This window comes from Tsuneonella rigui (assembly GCF_003958625.1).
Taxonomy (GTDB): Bacteria; Pseudomonadota; Alphaproteobacteria; order Sphingomonadales; family Sphingomonadaceae; genus Tsuneonella; species Tsuneonella rigui.
Genome location: NZ_RSEL01000029.1, coordinates 14,324 through 29,874, shown reverse-complemented (window position 1 = coordinate 29,874; position 15,551 = coordinate 14,324). Strand labels below are relative to the sequence as shown.

The following is a 15,551-nucleotide window of genomic DNA, read 5'->3' as shown; positions in this document are numbered from 1 at the left end:
GCGTGCGGAAAGCGGGTGTAAGCGCCGCCGTGCGCTGCTAGCAGGGCCGGGATGGCAGACAAGCAGCACCTCTACCTGGTCGATGGATCGGCCTACATCTTCCGCGCCTATCACCGCCTGCCGCCGCTCACCAATCCGGCCGGCACGCCGGTGGGTGCGGTGTACGGCTACACTACCATGCTGTGGAAGCTGGCCGACGATCTCGACAAGGCGGACGGGCCGACGCACCTCGCGGTGATCCTCGACAAGGGCTCGACCAGCTTTCGGAACGCGCTCTACGACCAGTACAAGGCGAACCGCCCGCCGCCGCCCGAGGACCTCGTCCCGCAGTTTCCGCTGATCCGCGACGCGACGCGCGCGTTCAGCCTGCCATGCATCGAGGAGGACGACCTCGAAGCCGACGACCTCATCGCCTCTTACGCCCGCGAGGCGACCCGGCGCGGATGGGATGTGACTATCGTCAGTTCCGACAAGGACCTGATGCAACTCGTCGGCCGCTGTTCGGAGCCGCACGACGGCGTCGAGGGCGGCTGCATCGACATGCTCGATACGATGAAGAACCAGCGGATCGACATCCCCGAGGTGGTCGAGAAGTTCGGCGTCCCGCCCGAGCTGGTGGGCGACGTGCTTGCGCTGATGGGCGACAGCGTCGACAACGTGCCGGGCATCTACGGCATCGGCCCCAAGACCGCATCCAAGCTGATCCAGGATTATGGCAGCCTCGCGGGCGCGCTCGATGCCGCGCCCGAGATGAAGGCCAGCAAGCTGCGCGACCGGCTGATCGAGGGCCGCGAGATGGCCGAATTGAGCCGCGTGCTGGTCCAGCTCAAGGAAGACTGCGACCTGCCGATCCCGCTCGATGACATGAAGCTGGACGGCGTGCCGCCCGAGCCGCTCGCAGCGTTCCTGTCCGAACACGGCTTCACCAGCCTGCTGAAGCGCCTCGACGGCGGGAAGGGCAGCCCCGAGCGCGCGACCCAGCTCAATCCGGCCAAGCCGCAGAACGCTGGTGCGCCCGCGGCGCCCGAAGGCAACCGCCAGCCGCTGCCCGAGATGCCGCCGGTCGACCGCTCGGCCTACGAGTGCGTCACCAGCATGGAGCGCCTCTCGCACTGGATCGAGCGGGCCTACGCCGCGCGGCTGGTGGCGATCGACACCGAGACCAGCAGCCTCGACGCGATGAAGGCCGAACTCGCTGGCATCAGTCTCGCGCTCGGACCCAACGACGCGTGCTATATCCCGCTCGGCCACGGCGGCAGCGACATGTTCGCCGAGAAGCCGGTGCAGATCGAGCGCCAGGCCGCCTACGACGCGCTGCGCCCGCTGCTCGAGAGCGAGGCGGTCCGCAAGGTCGGGCAGAACATCAAGTACGACATCTCGATCCTCGCCCGCTGCGCCAAGATCGACGTCGCGCCGATCGATGACACGATGATCGTCAGCTTCGCGCTCGACGCGGGGCGCAGCCTCGACGGAATCGGCGGCGGGCACGGGATGGACGAGCTGTCGACGCGCCACCTCGGCCACACCACGCTGACCTTCAAGGAGGTCTGCGGGACCGGCAAGAAGACGATCCCGTTCGGCGAGGTGCCGCTCGACCGCGCGACCGAATACGCCGCCGAGGACGCCGATGTGACCTGGCGTTTGTGGAAGCACCTCAAGCCTCGCCTCGCGACCGAGGGCGGCAGCCGGGTGTACGAGCGGGTCGATCGCCCGCTGATCCCGGTCGTCGCGCAGATGGAGCGGCACGGGATCAAGGTCGACCGCCAGCAACTGGCGCGGCTGTCCGAAGAGTTCGCGCGCGAGATCGCCCGGATCGAGCGCGAAGTGTGGGACTGCTGCGGCGTCGAGTTCACCATCGGCAGTCCCAAGCAGCTGGGCGACGTGCTGTTCGACAAGCTCGGCTACAAGGGCGGCCGCAAGGGCAAGAGCGGCATGTATTCGACCGACCAGGCGATCCTCGAAGGACTCGCCGGGCAGGGCGCGGAGGTCGCGACCAAGGTACTCGAGTGGCGCCAGCTGACCAAGCTCAAGAGCACCTATACCGATGCGCTGCAGGCGGCGATCAATCCCGATACGGGGCGGGTGCACACCAGTTACAGCCTGGTCGGCGCGCAGACCGGGCGATTGAGCTCGACCGATCCCAACCTGCAGAACATCCCCATCCGCACCGAGATCGGCCGCCAGATCCGCGAGGCCTTCGTGGCCGAGGAGGGCAACGTCCTCCTCGCCGCCGACTACAGCCAGATCGAGCTGCGCCTCGCCGCGCACATGGCCGACGTGCCGCCGTTGAAAGAGGCGTTCGCCGCCGCCGAGGACATCCACTCGCGCACCGCGCAGGAGATGTTCGGAACGGTCGACCGCGACACCCGTGCCAAGGCCAAGACGGTCAACTTCGCGATCCTCTACGGCATCAGCCGCTGGGGCCTCGGCGGCCGGCTGGGGATCGAGGCGGACGAGGCGCAGGCGATCATCGACACCTACTTTCAGCGCTTCCCCGGCATCCAGCACTACATCCACGCCACGCTCGAGAGCGTACGCGAGAAGGGCTATTCGGAGACGCTGTTCGGGCGGAAGACCTGGTTCCCGCGGATCAACTCGAAGAACCCCAACGAGCGCGCCGGCAGCGAGCGGGCGGCGATCAACGCGCCGATCCAGGGCACCAGCGCAGATATCATCAAGCGCGCGATGGCACGGATGATGCCCGCGCTGGAAGACGCCGGGCTCGGCCACGTGCGCATGCTGCTGCAAGTGCACGACGAGTTGGTGTTCGAGCTGCCCGAAGGCGACGTCGCGGCCGCCGCGCCGGTAATCGAGCGGGTCATGGCCGAAGCCGCGCTCCCCGCAGTCGCGCTCGACGTGCCGCTCGGGATCGACATCGGCACCGGCAAGAGCTGGGGCGCGGCGCACTAGCTTGGCCGGCGATTAGCGCGTAAGTTCCGGCACATGGACGGGACGGAACGCACATCCGCGCTGCGTCCGGCCTTGCGCCGGCTGTTGGCGCGCAGCGGTAACCTGATCGCGTTCGGGCTGGTCGCCGCCTCACTGCTCGGCGCGGTCCTGCTCATCTTCCAGACGGTCGAGGCCGAGCGCACCGAACGCGCGCAGGCGCGCCGGACCAGCGAGGTGCTGGCGGAGCTCACCAACATCAACCGCGCGGTACTCAACGGCGAGACCGGGCAGCGCGGCTACCTGCTCACGCTCGATGAGCGCTATCTCGGTCCCTACCGGCTGGCGAAGGAACAATACGGCCCCGCGCTCGCGCACCTGCGGCAACTCGTCGAGGCTGACGCGACCCCGCGGCAGCTGGAACTGCTCGACCAGGTCGAGAACCTGACCACGTCCAAGTTCGGCGAGATGGGCGATTCGGTCGCGCTGGTCGAGGGCGGCCAGGTGCTCGAGGCGCGCCAGCGCATCCTGAGCGACGAGGGGCAGGAGGTGATGGAGCGGCTGCGCACCTCGCTGCGCGAACTCGAGCGGATCGAGGAGGAACAACTCCGCGAGGCCACGGTAGACACCGCCAGCGCCGAGGGACGAGTGGTGCCGCTGCTCGTGGGCCTCGCGGTCCTGCTGCTGATCGCGCTCGCATTGGGCTACCGGCTGGTCGGGCGCGCTGCCCGGGCCGACGCCGAAGCCGAGCAGGCGACTTTGGTGGCCGAAGCGCGCGACCGGGCGGATCTGTTGGCGCGCGAGCTCAACCATCGGGTCAAGAACCTGTTCGCGGTGATCCTCGCTATCGTCCGCATGAGCGGGAAGGACTCAGTTGAAGCCAAGCCGGTGGTCGACAGCATCGCCGACCGCATCCACGCGCTGTTGACCGCTCACGAGGTGACGCAGGGTCCTGCCGGATCGAAGGATGCCTCGCTGCGGACGCTGGTCGAGGTGACTATCCGGCCTTACCTGTCATCCGAGCGCAGGGCGGGCCTCGACGGCCCGGACGTGACGCTGACCGCCAAACAGGTGACCCCGATCGGCCTCGTGCTGCACGAGCTTACCACCAACGCGGTCAAATACGGCTGCTGGTCGAGCGGCGGGCTGCTGACCGTCGAGTGGCGGCAAGAGGCCGATGAGCTTCATCTAGACTGGCGAGAGGCCAAACCCGGCACCGGCGAGCAGCCCACGCGCGCTGGCTTTGGTAGCCTGCTGATGACCAGTGCCGCGCGTCAGCTACGCGGGTCGATCGACCGCACCTTCACCCCCGAAGGGGTCCACATCGCGATCAGGTTCCCGCTTTCGACCTGACCTCCCGCGGGTTGTCAGCCGAGCCCCGCGCCAATAGTGCCGCCGCGATGCTCCGCGAATTCGAATTGTTGCGCTTGACCCCCGACTGGCCCGAACTGCTGCACGCGGTGGTCTGGGCGGGCGGCGCGCTGATCGTGGCGGCCGTGCTGCACAAGCTGGTGTTCGCGCTGCTGATGCGTCTGGCCAACCGCACCCAGACGCCGGTCGACGGCCTCGTCGCAGAACAGCTCCGCGCGCCGACCCGCTGGGCGATGGCCGCGCTCGCCATCGCACTCGCCGCGCAAGCCGACCGGTGGGTCGCGCAAGTGTGGTTGCCGGTCGCCAAGTTCCTCGTCCCCGGCCTAGTCGGCTGGATCGTCTATGCGCTGGTCAAGGCGTTCGCCGCCGCGCTCGAATACCGGGCGGAGATCTCGACCGACGTCGCCTCGGCGCGCAGCCGGCGGACGCGCATCGCGATCCTCTCGCGCACCGCGACCTTCGTGATCGTGTTCGTCACGGCCGGCCTGATGCTGCTCGGCATTCCAGCGGTGAAGCAGGTCGGGCTGACGCTGATGGCCTCGGCCGGCCTCGCCGCGCTGGCGGTCGGCGCGGCGGCGCAACCTGCGCTCAAATCGCTGATCGCCGGCTTGCAGATGGCGATCACCGAACCCCTGCGCCTCGGCGACCTGGTGGTGATCGACGGCTTCAGCGGACGGGTCGAGGAAATCCGTATGAGCTTCGTCGTCGTGCGCATGTGGGACGAGCGCGCGGCGATCGTGCCCACCAGCCGCTTCCTCGACAACAGCTTCGAGAACTGGACCCGGTCGAGCGAAGTGCTGACCGGTCCGGTGTTCCTCCAGCTCGACCCATCGGCCGAGGTCGCGCCGATCCGGGCGGAGTTCAAGCGCTACCTCGCCGAGCAGCCGCAGTGGGACAAGCGCACCGGCACGCTCTACGTAACCGAGGCGCGCGCCGGTTCGATCGAGCTGCGGCTCGCGGTCAGCGCGGACACGGTCCACGACCTGTTCGAGCTGCGCGCCGCGGTACGCGAGCACATGCTCGACTGGCTCCGGCAGCACATGCCCGCGGCATTACTGCACGCCGCGGCGCCGCCGGAGCCGGCCTCGACCTAGCTCGCGCCGTCATCGTTGAGGTTGGCCGCCGGGGCGTGCTTGCGCTCGCGCGTGGGCGTGACCATCCCTTCGCTGATGAAGCCGATCGAGGTGCCGGTCTCGGCCGCGCGCTTCTTCAGCTCGCCGCGCATCTTCTTGTATTCCTCCTCCATCGCGGGGGTCACGGTGGCGCGGGAATCCTCGAGCGCGTCGGCGAAATCGGCCGCGTTCACCTCCTGCACCTCGCCGCCCGCGCGCCGCAGCGCGTTGAGCCCGGCGCGGCGGACCACGTCTTCGAGGTCCGCCCCGGTGAACCGCTCGGTATCGGCGGCGATCTTGCCGAGATCGACGTCCTTGGCGAGCGGCATGTCGCGCACGTGGATGCCGAGGATCAGCTCGCGGCCCGCCTTGTCGGGGGTGCCGACATAGACGAGTTCGTCGAACCGGCCCGGCCGCAGCAACGCGGGGTCGATCAGCGCGGGCCGGTTGGTCGCCCCGATGACGACCACCGATTGCAGCTCTTCCAAGCCGTCCATCTCGGCGAGGATAGTGTTGACCACCCGTCCCGTCACGGTCGGCTCGCCCTGGCCGGACCCGCGGGCGGGCACCAGGCTGTCGATCTCGTCGATGAAGATGATGCACGGGCTGACGGCACGCGCGCGCTGGAACATGCGGGCGATCTGCTGCTCGCTTTCGCCGTACCACTTGGACAGGAGGTCCGAGCTCTTCATCGAGATGAAGTTCGCCTCCGCCTCCTTGGCGACGGCCTTGGCGAGCAGGGTCTTGCCCGTGCCCGGAGGGCCGAACAGCAGGAAGCCCTTGGCCGGACGGATGCCGAGCCGGCGGAAGGCGTCGGGGTTCTTGAGCGGCAGCTCGATCCCCTCGCGCAGCTTCTCGGTGGCTTCGGTGAGACCGCCGATGTCTTCCCAGCCGACGTTGGGCACCTGCACCATCACTTCGCGCATCGCGCTCGGCTGGATGCGCTTGAGAGCCGCGAAGAAGTCCTCGCGGGTGACCATCAGGTCTTCGAGCACCTCGGGCGGGATCTCGCGCGCGTCGAGGTCGAGCCGCGGCATGATCCGCCGCACCGCCTCGATCGCCGCCTCGCGCGCGAGCGCGGCGATGTCGGCGCCGACGAAGCCGTGCGTGGTGCGCGCCAACTCGTCGAGATCGACGTGTTCGCCCAGCGGCATGCCGCGGGTGTGGATCGCAAGTATCTCGCGGCGGCCCTTCTCGTCGGGCACGCCGATGACGATCTCGCGGTCGAACCGGCCCGGGCGGCGCAGCGCCTCGTCGATCGCGTCGGGGCGGTTGGTGGCCGCGATGACGACGATGTTCGAGCGCGCCTCCAACCCATCCATCAGCGTGAGGAGCTGTGCGACGAGGCGCTTCTCCGCCTCGCCGGCAACCTGGCTGCGCTTGGGCGCGATCGAATCGATCTCGTCGATGAAGATGATCGCGGGGGACGCCTTGGCGGCTTCCTCGAACACCTCGCGCAGCCGCTTTTCGCTCTCGCCATAGCCCGAGCCCATGATCTCAGGGCCATTGATGGTGAAGAACGTCGCGTCGCTTTCGTTGGCGACTGCTTGCGCCAGCCGCGTCTTGCCGGTCCCCGGCGGGCCGTGCAGCAGCACGCCCTTGGGCGGATCGACTCCCAGGCGGGTGAACAGCTCGGGATAGCGCAGCGGCAGCTCGACCATCTCGCGCAGCTGCTGGATGGTGTCGCCGATCCCGCCGACGTCGTCGTAGTTGACCACCGCGCGGCCATCGCGCGGTTCCTCGAACTCGCCGCGCAGCTCGACTTCGGTGTTCTCGTCGATGCAAACGATCCCCTTGGGACTGGTCGAAACGACCGTCAGGCGGATCTGGGTGAGTGCGTAGGCGGGCGCGTTAAACATGCGGCGCACTTCGGGCGGCATGTTCTGCACCGTCTGGTGCCCGGTCGTGGCGACGATGTCGCCCGCCACCAGCGGTTTCTTGAAGAAGGTGCGCTTGAGCGCCTCGCCCGGTCCCTGCAGCCGCATTTCGCGCTGAGCCGGGGCGAACACCACGCGGGTAGCGGGGCGCGCTTCGGCCACGCGGATCGAGACGTGCTCGCCCGAAGCGGTGTCGGCGTTGCTGCGCTGGAGGCCGTCGAGGCGAACCACCTCGAGACTCTGGTCCTCGTCGTAGGCATGGACGGCAATCGCCGCGGTGGTGCGCTTGCCGGTGATCTCGAGCACGTCGCCTTCGGTCACGCCGAGCGCCTGGAACGCGCTGCGCGGCATGCGGGCGATGCCCTGGCCGCTTTCTTCCTGGCGCGCAGCGGCGACCTGCAGCCTGATCGTCTTTCCGTCCGCCGTGTTCGGCGTGTCCGTCTCGGCCATTGGGGTTGGCCCTCCTGTCGCTATCGTTTCCTGACAGCTAGGAAGCCGCCGCTCCTTTGCCAATGAACGGGCCGCGATTCGGTGCCCCGGCGCGTAGCGAGCAGGCGGAGCGCGGACGAAAAAAAGGCCCGGAGGGATAACCCGCCGGGCCTTGGAAGTCTTGGGAGAGGATGCCTGAAAGGCAGACCCGCATATGCTGCCGAGAGCGCGATTGTGCAAGTGCGAAAAAGGCATGTTTGGTTGCGTTTCGCGCAACTAAAAAATTAAGCACCTGATTTCGCGCCGAGAAATTCCCGAAGGTCAGTTGCGCTTTGAGACGTGTGCTGCACCGCAATAACGTCCTCTAAGGCATCGAGGGCCGTGACACGCGCGGCAGCGCTGGCTAGAGATACCCGCGATGAACAAGCTCTATCCCGATGCAGCCGCCGCACTCGACGGAATCCTCACCGACGGCATGCTGATCGCCAGCGGCGGGTTCGGCCTGTGCGGCGTTCCTGAACGCCTGCTCGACGCGATCCGCGATAGCGGGGTCAAAGGTCTCATCTTCTGCTCGAACAACGCGGGCATCGACAACGAGGGGATCGGCAAGCTGCTGCGCACCCGGCAGGTCGCCAAGATGATCTCCAGCTACGTCGGTGAGAACAAGGAGTTCGAGCGCCAGTACCTCGCTGGTGAGCTCGAGGTCGAATTCTGTCCCCAGGGCACGCTGGCCGAGCGGATGCGCGCGGGCGGCGCGGGCATCCCCGGCTTCTACACCAAGACCGGCGTCGGCACCCAGGTGGCCGAGCGCAAGGAAGTGAAGAGCTTTGGCGGCGAGGACTACATCCTCGAGCAGGGCATCTTCGCCGATCTCTCGGTCGTAAAGGCGTGGAAAGCAGACGAGACCGGCAACCTCGTGTTCCGCAAGACCGCGCGCAACTTCAACCTGCCCGCGGCGACTTGCGGCAAGATCTGCGTGGTCGAGGTTGAAGAGGTTGTCCCGGCCGGCAGCCTCGATCCCGACTGCATCCACCTGCCGGGTGTCTACGTACAGCGGATGATTGTCGGCGCGCCCTACGACAAGAAGATCGAATTCCGCACCACTCGCGAGCGCGCCGCGGCATGACCAGGCGCGCGCGGCTGCTGGCTGGCGCGCTGCTGGCAGCAATGCCGCTTCTGTCGGGCTGCGTTGCCGCGGCGATTCCCGTGCTGGCGGCGGGCGGCGTGCTGGGCACGCAGGTCGATGGCAAGGACGCCCAGCCCGCAAGCCGCGGACAGCCGCGCGTGTCGATCGATACCTCGCGGCCTGGACCGACCGACCCGGACCTGGCTACCGCCACCCCTTCGCCTCCGCCGGGGATGTACACGCGCAGCATCACGCTCGCCAATGGGACGAAGATGGAGGTCATGGCTGGGCCGCTCGCTCCGCCGTCAGCGGCGACGACGCAGGCACTGGCACCCGCCTCGGTGCAAACCCTGCCGGTGGCGGCCGATATGTCCGCCACTGCCAGTCCTGCGGCGACGCAACCTGCCGATCAGCCGCTCGTGACCTCGACCGCGCAACCGGCCTTCCCGGCCAGTCGCACGCTCGAAGACGGCACGCGGGTCCAGATCGTCGCCGGCGCGCTGCCACCGCCCAGCGGTGCCGGCATGGCTCCAGCCGGGTTCGCCGGATACGACGATTTATACGGCTACTCCCAGCGCGTCGGCACCCTGCCGATCGCCGGAAGCGAGCGCCTGTCGGCCATGCTCTCTGACTCCGGCATGCTCGCGCCGACTACCCGCGAGTGCTCGGTCCATCCCGCCGCGGTGCTGATCGATCTCGATCCGGGTGCAGGCGTGCTCGATCCGGCGAAGGCGATCCATGCCGATCCCAAGCTGGTCGAGGCGCTCGCCCGGCTGCGCACCGAGGGCGTGACTATCGCGTGGATTTCCGCCAACACCGCCGACCGGGCGGGTGCAGTGCGGCGCGCGCTGATTGCGTCCGGCCTGGACACCGTCGGCCGCGACGAGCTCGCGCTGCTGCGCTACCCGGAAGAGCGCAAGCAGACCCGCCGCGAAGACCTCGCCAAGGAATACTGCGTCGTCGCCATTGCCGGCGATGAGCGCGGAGACTTCGACGAGCTGTTCCAATACCTCAAGGACCCGGCCGCGGCCGCGCCGCTCGAGCCGCTGATCGGCAACGGCTGGTTCCTGATCCCCCAACCGCTGACCTAAGGATACCCCATGCCCTGGACCCGTGACGAGATGGCCGCCCGCGCCGCCCGTGAGCTGCGCGACGGCTACTACGTCAATCTCGGCATCGGCATTCCGACGCTGGTCGCGAACCACGTGCCCGCGGGGATGCAGGTCACGCTGCAGAGCGAGAACGGCATGCTCGGCATCGGCCCGTTCCCCTATGACGACGAGGTCGATCCCGACCTCATCAACGCGGGCAAGCAGACCATCAGCGAGCTGCCCCACAGCGCCTATTTCGACAGCGCGACCAGCTTCGGCATGATCCGCGGCGGGCATATCGACCTCGCCGTGCTCGGCGGAATGGAGGTGTCGCAAGACGGCGACCTTGCCAACTGGATGGTCCCGGGCAAGATGATCAAGGGCATGGGCGGCGCGATGGACCTCGTCGCCGGGGTCAAGAAGATCATCGTGGTGATGGAGCACACCGCCAAGGACGGCAGCCCCAAGTTCATCCCCGAATGCACCCTGCCGCTGACCGGCAAAAACGTGATCGACATGATCATCACCGACCTCGCGGTGTTCCACCGGCCCGATCATGCGAGCCCCTTCAAGCTGATCGAGACCGCACCCGGCGTCACCGCCGAAGAGATCGCGAGCAAGACGACGGCGCGCTACGAAGCCTGACGGCTTTCGACGGTTCGCGCCGCGCGTTCGTCGGCCAGCGAATCGACTCCAGGTATCGATCCGATACTCCTGCGCAGGCAGGAGGTGAGGCATGCGTTCAGTCCTGACATTGGTGCTGGCCGGGTGGACCGCGGCAGCCGGCGCGCAGATACCCACCCAGCGTATCTCATCCGCGTCGGCGCAGGCGATCGTTGCCGGATGTGTCGCGCGCGACGAGGTTGCCAGCCAGAGCCACTCGATCGCCGTCACCGACACCGGTGGCCATCCGGTGATCGTGTTCCGCATGGACCGCAGCGGCCCGGGGGCGACCGAGTTCGCGCTGGAAAAGGCCCGCGCCGCGGCGCTGTGGGGATTCCCGACGAGCGGCATGGAGGAAGGTGCGCGCGGCACGCCCGGCTTCGCCGACGCACCCCACGTGGTCACGGTCCCCGGCGGGGTGCCGGTCTATTCCGCCGACGGCGCGATGCGACTGGGCGCGGTCGGGGCGTCGGGCGAGGCGCCAGCGGACGACGTTGCCTGCGTGCTGGCCGGTATCGAGGCGGCGGGCCTGCGGTCGGAACCCGCTACCCGCTAATCGGCAGCTAGCGGCCTGTCCGGCAAGCCGTTAGGCTCTACGCGGCCGTAGTGGCGTGGAGGAGCATTCGATGAACAACGCCGTCTGCCGCCTGACCGGCGCCGAGTTCCCGCTGTTTGCCTTCAGCCATTGCCGCGACGTGGTGGCGGCGGTGAGCAAGGCGGGAGGCTTCGGGGTGCTCGGCGCGACGCGGTTTTCGCCCGAGCAGCTTGAGGAAGAGCTTGCGTGGATCGACGCGCATGTCGACGGCGCGCCGTACGGCGTCGACGTGCTGGTGCCCGAGACGATCGATCCGCGGGTTGCGGGGTTCACTGACAACCGCGCGCGGGCGGCGGCGATCGATCCCAAGTATCCCGAGTTCGCTGCCGGAATCCTCTCGCAATATGGGATCGAGGCGAGCGCCGAGGTGCCGCAGATGCGCGAGCGGATGGGGATCACGCCCGAAAACGGCCTCGCGCTGATGGAGGTCGCCTTTCGCCACCCCATCCGCCTGATCGCCAATGCGCTCGGCATCGCGCCGCCCGAGATGCTCGCCGAGGGCAAGCGGCGCGGAGTGCCGGTGGCGGCGCTGGTCGGGGCCAAGGAGCACGCGCTGCGCCAGGCCGAGGCGGGCGTGGACATCATTGTCGCGCAAGGGACCGAGGCGGGCGGGCACTGCGGTGAGGTCTCGACGCTGGTGCTGATCCCCGAGGTGGTCCGTGCGCTCGGGCAGGCGGGGTACGACACGCCGGTGCTGGCGGCGGGAGGGATCATGACCGGCGGGCAGATGGCCGCGATGATGGCCGCCGGCGCGCAAGGGGCTTGGACCGGAAGCGTCTGGCTCGCGACGCCCGAGGCGGAGACCAGCGAGGCGTTCCGCGACAAGATGATCGCCGCGCGCAGCCGCGATACGGTCAGGTCCCGGAGCCGCACCGGCAAGCCCGCGCGCCAGCTCCGGACCGCGTGGCACGAGGCATGGGATGCGGCGGATGGTCCGGGTACCCTGCCGATGCCATTGATGGGAATGGTGTCCGAACCCTCGTTCGCGAAGATCGAGCGCGCGGCCGAAGCCGGCAACCCGCGGGCGCGCGAGCTGGTCAGCTACTTCGTCGGCCAGGGTGTCGGGCTGATCGAGGAGGTCCGCCCGGCACGCGCCGTAGTGCAGTCGTTTCGCGAGGAATTCGTCGAGGCAGTCGAGCGGCTCACTGCAACATTTGATTGATTGCAGGGTGCAACGGATCGTGCGATTTCACGCCTGAGAGGCGTTAATATGAACCCCTGGGCTGCATTCCGGTCGCGATTTCTCGACGTCCTGGCATCGATCTACATCTACAACGAGCACCGCGGCTACACCTCGCTCGACCGGGTGCTGGAGGCGGTGCGCGCGCGCTGTCCCGACGATCCCAAATTCATCGCCGAGGTCGAGAAGCACCGCGCCGACGAGCACAAGCACTACCGCATGTTCCGCCGCTACTACGAGTTGCAGGGCCGCATGCCGCTCAAGGTGGACCGCACCTGCGGCCATATCGACCACTTCATCCAGCGCGTGTTCCGCTGCACCATCGACGAGCTCGATACCCAGGCGATCGTCGCCGATCCCAAGGCGTTCGAGCAGCTCTGCCGCGTGATCATGCTGACCGAGCAGCGCGGGATGCGGCAGGTCGAAATCCTCCTCACCAACCCGCACATCCGCAGCGACAAGGCGCTGAAGCGCATCTTCGAGGTCGTCGAGAAGGACGAGCCCGACCACTACCTGCCCTATGAGCGCTGGCTGACCCGCAACGGCCGGGTGACCGCCCGTTGGCGCGAGCGGTGGGCCGATTACTGGATTCACAAGACGCTGATGCTGGTGAAGCTGCCGGCGGTGTTCCTCAACCGCTCGACCCCGCGCCTCGCGAGCTGGCCGGATGAGGATGCCGCCGCATACGCATGAGGTTGAACCACTTGTGCGCCGCGTATAGCGTCGCCTCATGAGCCGCCTGCGCCGTCACTCGCCCGCGCTGGCGCTGACCCTCCTCACCATGATCGGCACGATCGGGTTCATCGACCGGATCGTGGTCAACGCGCTGGTCGAGCCGCTGAAGGCGGAGTTCGGCCTGAGCGACGCGCAGATCGGCCTGCTGGGCCTCGCCTACTCCGCGCTCAACATCGTGCTCGGCGTCGGCATCGCGCGGCTGGCCGAGCACCGGAGGCGGCTGACCTTCACCACCATCGGCACGCTGCTGTGGTCGGTCGCGGCGACCGCCAGCGGATTCGTACAGGGCTGGCACCAGCTTCTCGCCGCGCGCATCGCGGTCGGGGTGGGAGAGGCAGTCGGCCTGCCCGCGAACCAGTCGGTCATCTCGGATTACTACCCGCCGCACCGCCGTGCGAGCGCGATGTCGATCCTGCTGCTCTCGGCGCCGCTGGGAGCGCTGATCGGGCTGGGCCTCGGCGGCGTGGTCGCGCAGCACTGGGGCTGGCGCTGGGCGTTTATCGTCACCGGACTGCCGGGCATCCTGCTCGCCGCGCTCGTGTGGCTGTTCGTCAAGGAGCCGCCGCGCGGGGCGCACGACGGCGAGATCGACCATGCGGTGCCAGGCGTGGGCGCGGTCCTCAAACGCCTGCTCTCGCTCCCTGCCGCACGGCACCTGGTCATGGGCTCGGCGCTCGCCTCGCTGGTCGGGTTTGGGCTGATCGCGTTCCTGTCGGCCCTGATGACCCGGCGCTTCGGCTTGCCGGTGGGCGAGGCGGGGCTGTTCACCGCGCTGATCGCGAGCCTGCCCGCGGCGGTTTCGGTCGCGCTCGGCGGGACCATCGCCGACCGCCTCGCGCCGCGGGTCAGGGCGAGCCACGCGCTAGTGCCGGGGCTGTGCCTGCTTGCCGCCGCGCCGCTCTACGTCATCGCGATGACGCGCGGAGACCTGATGCCGTTCGCGGTGTTCACCGCGCTATCGACGCTCCTGCAGTTCACTTTCCTGGGGCCGACCGCGGGGAGCCTGCAGAACATGCTCCACCCGCGGATGCGCGCGACCGGCCACGCCTTCACCAACATCTTCACCGGCCTCGTCGGCGGGCTCGGTCCGGTGCTGGTCGGCTGGATGAGCGACAAGCTTTCAGCAGCCGGCTACGCGAGCGACATCGCGCTCGGCTACGGCATGGCCGGGTGCGGGCTGGTGTCGCTATGGGCGGCGGCGCATTACCTGCTCGCCGCCCGCACGCTCGAAGGTGACCTCGCGAAGGTCCGCGAGGGAAGGGCTTAGGCCGCAGCCGCCTTCAGCGCGCCCACCAGGTCGGTCTTTTCCCACGGAAAATCATCGCCCGAGGCCTGCCGCCCGAAGTGGCCATACGCCGCGGTCTTGCGATAGATCGGCTTGTTGAGCCCGAGCCCTTCGCGAATGCCGCGCGGGGTCAGCCCGCCCAGCTTGTCCTTGGCAACCGCGGTGATCGCCTGCTCCAGCTTTTCGTCGGCGACGGTGCCGGTGCCATGCGTATCGACATAGAGCGACAGCGGCTGCGACACCCCGATCGCATAGGCGATCTGGATCGTGCAGCGGCGCGCGAGGCCCGCGGCGACCACGTTCTTGGCGAGGTAGCGCGTCACGTAGGCGGCCGAGCGGTCGACCTTGGTCGGGTCCTTGCCCGAGAATGCGCCGCCACCGTGCGGAGCCGCGCCGCCGTAGGTGTCGACGATGATCTTGCGGCCCGTCAGCCCGGCGTCCCCGTCCGGGCCGCCGATCTCGAAGCTGCCGGTCGGGTTGATGTGATAGACGGTCTCGTTGGTCAGCAGTTCGCGCGGCAGCACGTCGGCGATCACGCCCTTGACGTAGTTGTGCAGCTCGGTCTCTTGCGCGCCCTGATCGTAGCCCTTGGCGTGCTGGGTCGAGACCACGATCGCGGTCGCGGCGACCGGCTTGCCGTCGCGGAAGCGCAGGGTCACCTGGCTCTTGGTGTCGGGCTCCAGGAACGGCGCCGCGCCGCTGTGGCGGTCGGCGGCCATCCGCTCGAGAATCTTGTGGCTGTAGTCGAGTGTCGCCGGCATCAGGTCGGGCGTCTCGTCGCACGCGAAGCCGAACATGATGCCCTGGTCGCCCGCGCCTTCGTCCTTGCTCTCGCCGGCATCGACGCCTTGCGCGATATGCGCCGACTGCGGGTGCAGGTTGTTAGAGAACTGCAGCGTCTGCCAGTGGAAGCCGTCCTGCTCGTAGCCGATGTCGCGCACCACGCCGCGCACGGTGTCCTCGATCTCCTGCTCGACGCCGGGTGCCCAGTTGCCCTCGGTGTCCATGATCCCGTTGCCGCGAATCTCACCCGCGATGACGACCTTCTGCGTGGTGGTCAGCGTCTCGCACGCGACGCGCGCCTGCGGGTCCTTCGACAGGAACAGGTCCACGATCGCGTCCGAAATCTGGTCGGAGACCTTGTCCGGATGGCCTTCGGAAACGCTTTCGGACGTGAACAAGTAGTCGGAGCGCATGCGGT

At 68.3% G+C, this 15,551-nt stretch carries 12 protein-coding genes; 10 read left to right on the top strand and 2 right to left on the bottom strand.

The genetic code is table 11. The features are described 5' to 3' along the window. The first annotated feature begins 51 nt into the window (after positions 1-51). From polA to ELY12_RS13375, 3 genes are read left to right on the top strand one after another with little or no spacing between them, the layout of a single operon-like run. A complete protein-coding gene (gene polA / locus ELY12_RS13385; protein WP_126177215.1) occupies positions 52-2,910 on the top strand; it encodes a DNA polymerase I in 2,859 nt (952 codons plus the stop codon). Positions 2,911-2,943: 33 nt separating this feature from the next. Then, positions 2,944-4,239, top strand: a complete 1,296-nt coding sequence (locus tag ELY12_RS13380; RefSeq protein ID WP_126177214.1) for a sensor histidine kinase — start codon at positions 2,944-2,946, stop codon at positions 4,237-4,239. Positions 4,240-4,286: 47 nt separating this feature from the next. Beyond that, positions 4,287-5,351 carry a mechanosensitive ion channel family protein gene (locus ELY12_RS13375; protein WP_126177213.1) on the top strand — a complete coding sequence of 355 codons (1,065 nt, stop codon included), beginning with the start codon at positions 4,287-4,289 and terminating at the stop codon, positions 5,349-5,351. On the opposite strand, the gene ELY12_RS13370 is transcribed toward ELY12_RS13375, so the two are convergent. Beyond that, complete coding sequence (locus ELY12_RS13370) at positions 5,348-7,696, bottom strand: CDC48 family AAA ATPase (protein WP_126177212.1); 2,349 nt, start codon at positions 7,694-7,696, stop codon at positions 5,348-5,350. The genes ELY12_RS13375 and ELY12_RS13370 overlap by 4 nt on opposite strands. 397 nt (positions 7,697-8,093) lie before the next feature. On the opposite strand from ELY12_RS13370, the gene ELY12_RS13365 reads away from it, so the two are divergent. From ELY12_RS13365 to ELY12_RS13335, 7 genes are all read left to right on the top strand, one after another. Then, complete coding sequence (locus ELY12_RS13365) at positions 8,094-8,801, top strand: CoA transferase subunit A (protein WP_126177211.1); 708 nt, start codon at positions 8,094-8,096, stop codon at positions 8,799-8,801. Beyond that, complete coding sequence (locus ELY12_RS13360) at positions 8,798-9,892, top strand: hypothetical protein (protein ID WP_126177210.1); 1,095 nt, start codon at positions 8,798-8,800, stop codon at positions 9,890-9,892. The genes ELY12_RS13365 and ELY12_RS13360 overlap by 4 nt, the downstream gene beginning before the upstream one ends. A 9-nt stretch (positions 9,893-9,901) precedes the next feature. After that, a complete protein-coding gene (locus tag ELY12_RS13355; RefSeq protein ID WP_126177209.1) occupies positions 9,902-10,537 on the top strand; it encodes a CoA transferase subunit B in 636 nt (211 codons plus the stop codon). A gap of 91 nt (positions 10,538-10,628) precedes the next feature. Next, on the top strand, positions 10,629-11,111 hold the full coding sequence (locus ELY12_RS13350; RefSeq protein WP_126177208.1) for a GlcG/HbpS family heme-binding protein: 483 nt from the start codon (positions 10,629-10,631) through the stop codon (positions 11,109-11,111). Positions 11,112-11,181: 70 nt separating this feature from the next. Next, positions 11,182-12,312, top strand: a complete 1,131-nt coding sequence (locus ELY12_RS13345; protein ID WP_126177207.1) for an NAD(P)H-dependent flavin oxidoreductase — start codon at positions 11,182-11,184, stop codon at positions 12,310-12,312. Positions 12,313-12,360: 48 nt separating this feature from the next. Further along, positions 12,361-13,023 carry a ferritin-like domain-containing protein gene (locus ELY12_RS13340; RefSeq protein WP_126177206.1) on the top strand — a complete coding sequence of 221 codons (663 nt, stop codon included), beginning with the start codon at positions 12,361-12,363 and terminating at the stop codon, positions 13,021-13,023. Between the two features lie 37 nt (positions 13,024-13,060). Further along, complete coding sequence (locus tag ELY12_RS13335; protein ID WP_126177205.1) at positions 13,061-14,332, top strand: spinster family MFS transporter; 1,272 nt, start codon at positions 13,061-13,063, stop codon at positions 14,330-14,332. Here ELY12_RS13335 and metK read toward each other — a convergent pair. After that, positions 14,329-15,546, bottom strand: a complete 1,218-nt coding sequence (gene metK, locus ELY12_RS13330; protein WP_126177204.1) for a methionine adenosyltransferase — start codon at positions 15,544-15,546, stop codon at positions 14,329-14,331. The two genes, ELY12_RS13335 and metK, sit on opposite strands and share 4 nt — an antisense overlap. Positions 15,547-15,551: the final 5 nt, after the last annotated feature.